The sequence below is a fragment of the Bradyrhizobium sp. LeoA1Lang genome, from assembly GCF_055413685.1.
Genome location: NZ_JBVAPG010000242.1, coordinates 1 through 8,691, shown reverse-complemented (window position 1 = coordinate 8,691; position 8,691 = coordinate 1). Strand labels below are relative to the sequence as shown.

Below are 8,691 nucleotides of genomic sequence, written 5' to 3'. Positions count from 1 at the left end.
AAAGCCTTCGTGGTAACGCTTGTCATGGCGTGGTCTCCAGCCCGGCGCGTCAACGCCGGGTGATTCGAGGTTGATCACCCCGGAGACTACGCCACTTTCAATTCCAACCGCTTTTCGGACGGCACCGGGCGGATCGAACACGGTGGGCTGTTGCACCATCTTATCTTTGGGCGCGCCGGAGAAGTCGCCCTGGTCGCGCTCAACCGTGCGCGCCAGTCCCTCCAGCTCGGCGCGCTGGAGCCCATGGGCGAGCTTCCGGAATTCCGGCGTCCCCGGATCAATGCCCAGCCGGCGGGCCTCGATCACCTCTTCAACCACGTCCGCAATCAGCTTGGTCTCGCCCCGCGCTGCTTCGGCCCTGATCCGGGCAAGCCGAGCGGCACGTTGACGTTGATTGCTATCGAACCGGTCCCGCAGCTCTTCATAGATCCGATAGGCCGATATGCTCTGCTCGCCGAATTCATCCTCCAGGTATTTCCAGATCGCGTCCAGGTCGTCATTGGTCGGCAGCGACTGCCGGAACTTCTCATCGGTCGTGATCAGCTCTAGATATCGACGCCAGATCGCGTCCTGTAATTCCGCCTCGGTCAGTTGCTTGGGCCGGCGCAGCTCCTCAAAGGTGCGCTCCCAGTCATCCAGGATGGGCCTGGAGAGCCGCCGTGCCTCACGTGCATCCGACGTGTTTAAGCTCTTCCATAGCTCCTTGCGGGGCTTCCCCGGCTTGCCCATGCGGACCTGGAGATCGCGCGGGACGGCCAACCGGACGTAATAATTTTGACTTCCAAGACGGCGGACAACGTTGGTGGAAATGCTCATGGTGGGGAATTTCACGGGGTGCGAGTCGTAACATCCCGTCGTGTCATATTGTCCCCCTTTAGGCAACAAAAACAAAAAGTTATTGGAGCTCAAAAACTTAGGATAATCCGAATTTCATCCAGGTTCCCCAGCCAGACTAGGCAATCCACCAACAGCCTGATCGGAAACCGGCTTTTCACCGCGGCCGATGGGACGGCTCATAGCGCTGTCGCTCCATCGCCATCCGAGCCCAGCACCCTTCACCTCGCGCCGCGCACCTGCATCACGAGTGTGTTGAGCCTGGTGTTGAGCCCTGCGAGATCGACGCGGCCGATGCCGGCTGCCCGAAGACATTTTTGACCGCAGCCGCCGCCCAGCCCCGCCGGCTTGCCGAAGGTTGCCACCGGGACGCTGCCGGTGACGGGAAATCCGCGCGCAAAGAGCTTGGAGCGGACCGCGAGGCAGTAGTTGACCGAGAGGTGGGAGAAGCGCGTTTCGCCGTGGCCTGCGCGATATTTCATCGTCGCGGTGCAAAGGTCGCCGCCGGCAAGGCGCCACGCCTGCGCAAGGTAAGTCAGCCCGTAACGGATGTTGTTTTCGGGCATCGCGAGTTCGGCATTGCTTCCCGTGAAGCCTAACATGCGCGCCGTCGACCGCAGGATCTGCATCAACCCGATTTCGCCGACACCGCCGATTGCGCCGGGGTTGTAACCGCTCTCCACCGCCATCACCGCCTCGGCAATGGCCGGCGCCAGTCCCTGCCGCCCCGCCTCCTTCTCGATCAGCGCCCGATAGTAGGCCAGCGCGTCGCTGCGGCTCATCGGCGATTGCGGCTTGGCCGGAGCTGAAGGACCAGCCAGCGGTCCGGCGAAGGGCGGGCTCGGCGCGGGCGCGGTGTCCGCAGGCACCTCGATCGCGGCGTAACGGATGGCGAAACTCGCGTCTTTCGCGGCTGGCTCCGCCCGGCCGGCAGCCGTCATGAACGCGGCGGATAGTGCCGCCATTGCCACCACCAAGCCGCGCGATCGCTGCGATGCCGGTGCCGGCACGTTCAATCCTCCACGCGTGTGTTCGGACGCAACGAGAGCCGCATGCGCAGCGGCTGCGGCATATCGAGCGGCGTGCTGCCCACGCCATCCCCGATCAGAAGCGCGGACAGATCATGCGAGGCGTCATTGTCGAGGCCTTCCAACTCGATGCGCTGCACTTTGCCGTCGGGCATCACCCATACACGAACGACAATCGACGGAGGCGCCGCCCCGACATCAGAGGCGCGCCTTGCGACCGCGTCATGGAAGCGGAGCGCCGGCGTAGAGTCCGACGCCAGCCGCTCCTGCAATCGAAGCTGCAGGCGCTTGGCGAAGTCCTGCCAGGCCGCCGGCGCCTGGGCGGCGTTCAACCTGCCATCCACGTCGGTTGCGGCCTTCGCCGAGATTGGCTTGGCCCCGAGCAATACGGCAAGCGCGCCGAGCGCGACGCCGAGCGCCCGCGCGCCCCGTCGTCGCCACAAGATGCGGCTTCCGCCGGTATGGATAGCGGCCTTCATCCGCGTGCGGCGCGGCCTACTGGACCGTGTGCGGCAGATCGGTCTCGGCGACGCGATCGCGATCCGCCGCCGGCGTCGGCAAGGCTGTGCTGGCAGCGGGCGCATTCGGCGCCTTGGCCTTTGCCAGACTGGCCAGTTCTTCGCGCAGATAGGCCACGAGCTGCTGCACCAGGTGATCCCAGATTTCGATCTGCGCCCGCAGATTGTTCTGCGTCACGCCGCCCGCCACCGAGAAATCGAGCGACAGAGCGAGGAACGGCGGGCTCAACTGCAGGCGCGCGAACCGGCGGGTTGCGTTCCAGCGGTTGACCAGGTCGAGAGGCAGTTCGCCCTGCACCTGCAGCACGGCAATGAGGGCGACATCGATGAAGCTCTGCTCGTCGCCGGCGATCCGGTTTCCGGGACGGACGTCGAACGCGAGCCCGTTGGTCCCGGAGCGCAGATAGGAGATGTTGGCGACCGGATCGGTCAGGGTCTCGACGCGATAGCCGGCGAGCTGAAACAGGTCGCGCAGGCTGTCGAGCGTCAGTTTGGTGATCGTGGCGTCGGACATGGAAGACTCCGTGACAGGCTTGTGGGTGAGCGGATCGTCAAATAGCAGCGGAATGCTGCCGGCGTGTGGTGCAGACGTTGCAGTGTTCCGACGACAATCCTTGCGTCATCGGCATCAAAAGGCGGCGCTTGCGGGCAGCACCTGGGATGGCCATTGCGCCGTCCCAGGGGCGCGGGTCGAGCGCTCCTGCGCGATCAGGGCGCGCGCCGCCTGCGCCAGGTCGGGCAGCACCTGGTCGGTCAGGCAATCGCAGGCGGCGAGGCCGAGGCCGACATGGCGCGTCGTGGTGCGGAACGGCGCAGCGGCTGGCCCGCCGGGGTCTTGCGGATCGGGCGCCACAAGACCCGAGCGTCCGGCGGCCAGGTCGGCGGCGAAGCGGGCCTCGATCCGCAGCACCGGCGCACGGGCGTCGTCGCCGAGCCGGTCGTTGACGGGCAGATGCGCCAGCGTCAGCCGCGCATCCGCGATCAACAGCCGCAGATGGCGCAGCATCTCCGCGCCCTGCGTCAGCACATCGTCAAACCGGATCATGCTGCCGAGCAACAGATCGGTTTCGAGTTCGAACTGGACGCGATGCCCATCGACCGTGGCCGGCACCACCTTGCGGATCTGCCAATAGGTCACCTCGCCGATGCGCGCGTCAGGGCCGTTGAGCTCCAGGCTGCAGCGGATCCCCACACGGGTCAGGCCGTCGCCATCGCGCGCGAGCTGATCGCCGAACTGCAGCGAGACCCGGCACCCGGCCGGCAGCACATGCCGCCGCCAGGTCGCGAGCACGGCGCCGCGATAGCCGCAGATCCCGAGCAGCGCCTGAAGCTCGCCGGCGGTCAGCATCCAGTCCGGCGCCGGTTCGGCGATGGGCGGCACGGCGGCCATCGCGCGGTTACCTTGCCGCCGGGGTCGGGCCGCCGATCAGGCCCGACAGCGCGAGCTCGTTGATGACGGGCGGATTCTGCTTCAACAGTTCGGCGAGGTAGGCGCGCCGCAGCATCGCCGCGCGCTCGCTGCGCATCTGCTGGACCAGCACTTCGCGCACCTCCGGCAAGGTCCGGGTGTAGGAGGCCTTGGTGTCGGTGAGCTTGATGATGTGCCAGCCGTCGTCGAGCTTGATCGGCTCGGCGATCGCATTCTTGGCGAGCGCCATGACCTGGGTGCGGATTTCGGGCCGGATCTGGGTCTCCGCCAGCCAGCCGAGCTCGCCGCCATTCTTGGTCTCGTTGGTCTCGTTGGCGAGCGCGGCGAAGTCGGCGCCAGGCGCCTTCAGCTTGCGCTGCAGCTCCTCGACCGCCTTCTTCGCCTTGTCCTCGGTCGCCTTGTCGGCGTCCTTGGCCAGCGGCACGAAAATCTGCGCCAGCTCGAACTGCCGCGGCATCAGGAACGAGGCCCGGTTGGCGTCATAGACCTTCTGCAGGTCGTCCTCGCTCGGGAAGCTGGCCGGCGGGGTCGAGACCTGCTGCAGATAGAGTTCGGCGACCGCGCTCTCGCGCACCCGGTCGAGCTGCTCGGCGATGGCCGCCTGTTGGTCCCACTTCTTGGCCGCGACCTCCTGCAGCACCAGGCGGTTGGCGAGCATCAACCGCACCGCCTGGCTGAGCAGATTCGGATCCTGCCCGAACGCGGCGCGCTCGCGCGGCCCGAGCGCGGCGACATAGGCCCGGATCTGGTCGGCCGAGATGTTGGTGGTGCCGACCCGGGCGATCACATCGTCACCGGACTTGGCCGGTGCCGCGCCCTGCGTCACGGCCGCCGCTGCGGGGGCCGCGGGCTTCGGCTTGGCGACGGCCTGGGCGGGCCGCTGCGGCGCCGGCGGCGGTGCCGTCTGGGCGGCGGCGGCCAGCGGCAGGCCGGCGAGCGCCGTTGCCAGGAGCGACACGCGCAGGGACCGGATCGGGAGTGCGCCGCGGAGAGGAGAGCGTGTCATGGTACTGCCTTCTGGTCGAGGATCTTGTCGCCGCTGTCCTGGATGTTGTTCTGGATTTCCACCCGACGCAGCCCCAGCATCGGCTCATGCGCGACGATCGTGTCCCCGATCGTGACGCTCTTGTACTGCTTCAGCAGCTCGCGGCCGGCCTTCAGCATCTGGTCGTTCTTGGCGACGCAGCCTTTGGTCGAGGCCTTGTAGGCGTTGGCCTCGCCCTCGAACTTGGCCCGCGCGGCGTCCTTGTCGCGGGCGACATTGGCCGCCTCTTCATAGGCCGACTTCCATTTCTCCAGCGTCTCGTCGCGCTCGGCAAGGCGCTTGTTGAACTCGTCGACGGCCTCGCGGTGCTGCTTCTCGGTCTCGCGGACCTGCTTCTTGGCGGCGTCGACCTGGGCTTTCGCCGCGGCCTTGTCCCGCTCGGCGTCCGCCAGCTTGGCCTGCAGCGCCGTGCGCTGGTCCTCCAGTTGCCGGGTCTGCAAGGTGGCGCTGCGCAGGGCTTCGCGCAGCCGATCGGTCTCGGCATCGGCGTGGGCGAACTCGACGTGCGAACACACCGCGACGGCCGCCGTGAGGAAGGTGAGGATGCGTATCTTCATGATCAGAACTTTGCGTTGAGATCGACCAGCAGGACGTCGACGGCATAGGGCGAGCCGGCGATGTTGTTGGCGCTCAGCCAGCGCATCGACGCCCACACGTTCTCGCTGAGGCCGAAATTGCCGCCGAGGAAGTAGCCCTTGAGGTTGGTGCCGCCGAGCCCGAAATCAGAATCGGCGAAGGCATCGAGCGTCGCGTCCGACTCCAGGTATTTGTAGCCGACATGCACGTTCCAGTCGGCGAAGTGCTTGATCTCCCTGTTGCCGACCGTGACGCGCGCCATCCAGCCGATGTCGCCGCCGTTGAACGGGCCGAACGAGCCGTCCGCGGTGCCGGCGCGGTTGTTGAGGGCGATGCCGGGAATGGTGGGCAGATCCTTAAGTCCGGTGCCGGGACCCGTCAGCGCGCGATTGAAGGCCGAGTTCCAGACGAACTCGCCATCGAGCACGATGTGGAACGGATGGAAGTCACCGAGGTCGAGCGATGCGCTCGCAACCAACGGCCGGTATTTCTGCACCAACCCGAAATACTGATATTGCGCCGTCTGGCCGAAGTTATTCCAGGTGCCGGATGCGATGTTGCGCAGCGCCCAGTAGGTGTTGCCCTTCTGGGCAAATAGCGGCCGCGACAGGTCTGAGCTGCAGCCATCGGAACTTGCGACGATAATGCAAGGCTCGGACGCCTGTCCCTGCACGTTCTCGAAATCGTAATAGGCGACGCCGAAGCGGAACTCGCTGACCGGATCGAACCGCATGGCGAAGCCGCCCTGGGCGCCGAACATCCACTTGTCGTGACTGGGGAATTTCGCAGTCTCGCTCGACGCGTTGGTGATACCGGCATTGAAATCGGTGTTGAAGATCGGGAACGCACCGATCACGCCGAACGCCGTGATATCAGGCACCACTTCCTGCTTGGCCTGCACGGCGAAGCCGTCGAAGCCCAGTTCGCGGTACCAGACCAGATCGGTCGGCGACCAGAACGGATTGTCGAAACGCCCGACCTGCGCCACCACATCCTGGTTCGGCAGCTGGTACTTCAGGAACGCCCGATCGAGCCAGATCGAATATTTGGAGAAGTTCGAGCCGCCGCCGCCCAGGGTCTGGTTGGTCGAGACCGGCGAGTTGCTTTCGCCGGTGGCGATCCGCAAGCCCGCCGCGAAGCCGTTGGTGAGGTCGGCATCCATGCCGAGCCGGGCGCGCAGCCGCACCTGGTTGCGGTTCTGATAGGTGTTGTACGTCGGGTAATTGGCGAGGTTGGCGTTGGAGACGTCGTAGGGTGAGCCGGTGTTGATGGCGTTGAAATTGGTCAGGCCCGGATCGTTGCCGTTCGGGAAGAAGCTGCCGTGATAGCGGGCGCGCACGTCGCCGTAGAAGCGGATGCGCTGCGCCCATTCCGGATACATGCCGGGCGAGGCCCAGTTCTCCTTCTCGGCCTTCGCCATCACCTCTTTCTTGATGTCCTCGCGCAATTGCCGCTTCACGATCTCCGGCACGTAGGTGACGTGCCGGGTTCCGGGCGGATTGGCCGCAGCCGCGGCGGCGGTCGCCGCCTTCGCCGCTTCATCCGCCTTGCTGGTCGCGTCCTTGGAGGCCTGCCGCGACACATAGGCTTCGTCTTCGGCCTGCTTGATCAGCGACTGCGCCTCATCCTCGCTGAGCAGCTTGCGCTTCACCATGAGGTTGAGAAGATTGACCGTTGTATTCGGCGAGGTCGGCTTGGTATCCGACACTTTCGGCCGCTTGGACTCCACCTTCTTCTCAGGCGCGCCGGCTTCGTCCGCGGGCTGGCCAAGTGCTGGCGCCGCGCAGGAAAGCGCAGCCAGCGAGACAGCGAGCAGCAGCGTGCGCCGGCGTGCACCTGGATTAATCTCAAACATTTTGTCCCCAGTCCTCTTAAGTCCGTTGTGTTTGTCAGAGTCGCGTTAGCTCGGCCGACGCGCCGTTAGGCGCGTCACCATCGGCATCGGCATGTCCTTCGGCGGCGGCTGGCGCAGCGTCAGACGGCCCAGCACGTCGTTGGTGATCACTGCATCGAGTTCAGCATCTCCGGTCGATGGCACCAGCAGAACCCGGTTGATGCGGCCGGTGCTGTCGGCCCAGAGCTTCACCTGAAGCTGCCCGGTCATCTTGCGTGTCCTCGGATTGGACCCGAGCGCCTCTTGCATCTGCGCAATGACGATGGTCGTGTACCAGCCCCAACGGCTGCCACCACCGCCGCCACCACCATAAGGATTGCCACCCGGCTTGCCGCCAAGATTGAAGAGATCGCCTGGTCCGGTCGCCTGGGCGTCAAGCGACAGCGGCCCCGGTGGCTCGTCGTTCTTCGCGTCCTTGACCGGCTCGTCCTGCGGCTTCTCGATCGGCTTGTCTTCCTTGAACTCGGGCTCCGCCATCTTCGGCTGCTCGATCATCTTCTGCTCGGGCGGCGGAGGTGGCGGAGGCGGCGGAGGTGGCGGCGTGATGTTGACGATCGTGATCTCGCGGACCTGTCGCGGCGGCGGCAGATCGTCCCCGCCGAACAGCCAGTAGCCTGCCCCGCCGAACAGCAAGGCGATCACCGCAAGCGCCGCGCCGTAACGCATCCCGGGGCTGCGGAATATGGAGCGCTGACGATCTGACGGCTCGTCCGGCAGATTCCAATCGTCTCGAAGCTTGCTCACGACACGACCTCGACCTGCCGCAGACCGCGATCACGCTCGGCGAAATACTGAAAGACGAATTCAACGAGCCTTGTGAACTCCTTCGTCTCCAGCGTCAGCGTTAGTACGGGCGTGGCATCTATCTTCAGATGGAAGCTTTCGTCTTCGGCGTCGAACTCGACATAGGCATCGCGGTCGATCGACAGGCGCGCCCGGCGGCCGCGTGAGATCGTCGCCAGGAACGGATCATCCTCCAGCTCTCCGGCCGTGACGCGGCCGCGGAGCTCGTTCGCCAGCTTGACCAGAAGCGCTTCGCCCCGAATAGGAAACGGCAGAACGACAGAACCCACGCAATCCCCTCCCTTCGCAGCATCGGAGGCAAGGTTATCGAGAGCCGGCCCGACCAGCCGCAGCCGGACGAGCGCTCGCTGCAGCGCATCGAGCGCTCGCTCATAGGCGCGTTTGCGCCGAATGGGCGTGTGAGGAAGAGGCGTTGGCACCGGGATCGACGATCGCATCACTTCACGAGCGGTTTGGTGGCGAGTCCAACCTGGTTGAGGCCGATGCGGCCGAGCAGGTCGAGCACGTCCATCACGCTTTGGTACTGGGCCTGCGCGTCGCCGCGCAGCACCACGGGAAACTCC

11 protein-coding genes are annotated in these 8,691 nt (G+C 65.6%); all 11 read right to left on the bottom strand.

Annotation, left to right across the window (positions count from 1 at the left end):
• A partial coding sequence (locus ACZYOF_RS40255) for a DUF6538 domain-containing protein (protein WP_463719218.1) occupies positions 1-816 on the bottom strand: 816 nt, incomplete at its 3' end.
• Between the two features lie 239 nt (positions 817-1,055).
• On the bottom strand, positions 1,056-1,844 hold the full coding sequence (locus ACZYOF_RS40250) for a lytic transglycosylase domain-containing protein (RefSeq protein WP_463719217.1): 789 nt from the start codon (positions 1,842-1,844) through the stop codon (positions 1,056-1,058).
• A gap of 2 nt (positions 1,845-1,846) precedes the next feature.
• On the bottom strand, positions 1,847-2,305 hold the full coding sequence (locus ACZYOF_RS40245; RefSeq protein WP_130581198.1) for a hypothetical protein: 459 nt from the start codon (positions 2,303-2,305) through the stop codon (positions 1,847-1,849).
• Positions 2,306-2,357: 52 nt separating this feature from the next.
• The gene (locus ACZYOF_RS40240; RefSeq protein ID WP_130581199.1) at positions 2,358-2,894 is read right to left on the bottom strand and encodes a YbjN domain-containing protein; all 537 of its coding nucleotides are present in this window, start codon (positions 2,892-2,894) and stop codon (positions 2,358-2,360) included.
• A gap of 114 nt (positions 2,895-3,008) precedes the next feature.
• Positions 3,009-3,770 carry a hypothetical protein gene (locus tag ACZYOF_RS40235; protein WP_463719216.1) on the bottom strand — a complete coding sequence of 254 codons (762 nt, stop codon included), beginning with the start codon at positions 3,768-3,770 and terminating at the stop codon, positions 3,009-3,011.
• Between the two features lie 7 nt (positions 3,771-3,777).
• Positions 3,778-4,815: a peptidyl-prolyl cis-trans isomerase gene (locus ACZYOF_RS40230; RefSeq protein WP_463719215.1), complete on the bottom strand. Its 1,038-nt coding sequence runs from the start codon at positions 4,813-4,815 to the stop codon at positions 3,778-3,780.
• Positions 4,812-5,411 (bottom strand): hypothetical protein, encoded by a 600-nt coding sequence (locus tag ACZYOF_RS40225; RefSeq protein ID WP_463719214.1) that lies wholly within the window; start codon positions 5,409-5,411, stop codon positions 4,812-4,814. Before ACZYOF_RS40225 ends, ACZYOF_RS40230 begins: the two co-directional genes overlap by 4 nt.
• A gap of 2 nt (positions 5,412-5,413) precedes the next feature.
• The gene (locus ACZYOF_RS40220) at positions 5,414-7,285 is read right to left on the bottom strand and encodes a putative porin (RefSeq protein ID WP_463719213.1); all 1,872 of its coding nucleotides are present in this window, start codon (positions 7,283-7,285) and stop codon (positions 5,414-5,416) included.
• Between the two features lie 45 nt (positions 7,286-7,330).
• Positions 7,331-8,068: an energy transducer TonB gene (locus ACZYOF_RS40215; protein ID WP_394570194.1), complete on the bottom strand. Its 738-nt coding sequence runs from the start codon at positions 8,066-8,068 to the stop codon at positions 7,331-7,333.
• A complete protein-coding gene (locus tag ACZYOF_RS40210) occupies positions 8,065-8,397 on the bottom strand; it encodes a hypothetical protein (protein WP_463719212.1) in 333 nt (110 codons plus the stop codon). The genes ACZYOF_RS40215 and ACZYOF_RS40210 overlap by 4 nt, the downstream gene beginning before the upstream one ends.
• A 167-nt stretch (positions 8,398-8,564) precedes the next feature.
• On the bottom strand, positions 8,565-8,691 hold a 127-nt coding region (locus ACZYOF_RS40205; RefSeq protein ID WP_463715522.1), incomplete at its 5' end, for an ExbD/TolR family protein.

Coding starts and splice junctions, on each gene's coding strand:
- ACZYOF_RS40220 (WP_463719213.1), bottom strand. CDS start 7,285: ATGTTTGAGATTAATCCAGGTGCACGCCGGCGCACGCTGCTGCTCGCT.
- ACZYOF_RS40225 (WP_463719214.1), bottom strand. CDS start 5,411: ATGAAGATACGCATCCTCACCTTCCTCACGGCGGCCGTCGCGGTGTGT.
- ACZYOF_RS40235 (WP_463719216.1), bottom strand. CDS start 3,770: ATGGCCGCCGTGCCGCCCATCGCCGAACCGGCGCCGGACTGGATGCTG.
- ACZYOF_RS40240 (WP_130581199.1), bottom strand. CDS start 2,894: ATGTCCGACGCCACGATCACCAAACTGACGCTCGACAGCCTGCGCGAC.
- ACZYOF_RS40230 (WP_463719215.1), bottom strand. CDS start 4,815: ATGACACGCTCTCCTCTCCGCGGCGCACTCCCGATCCGGTCCCTGCGC.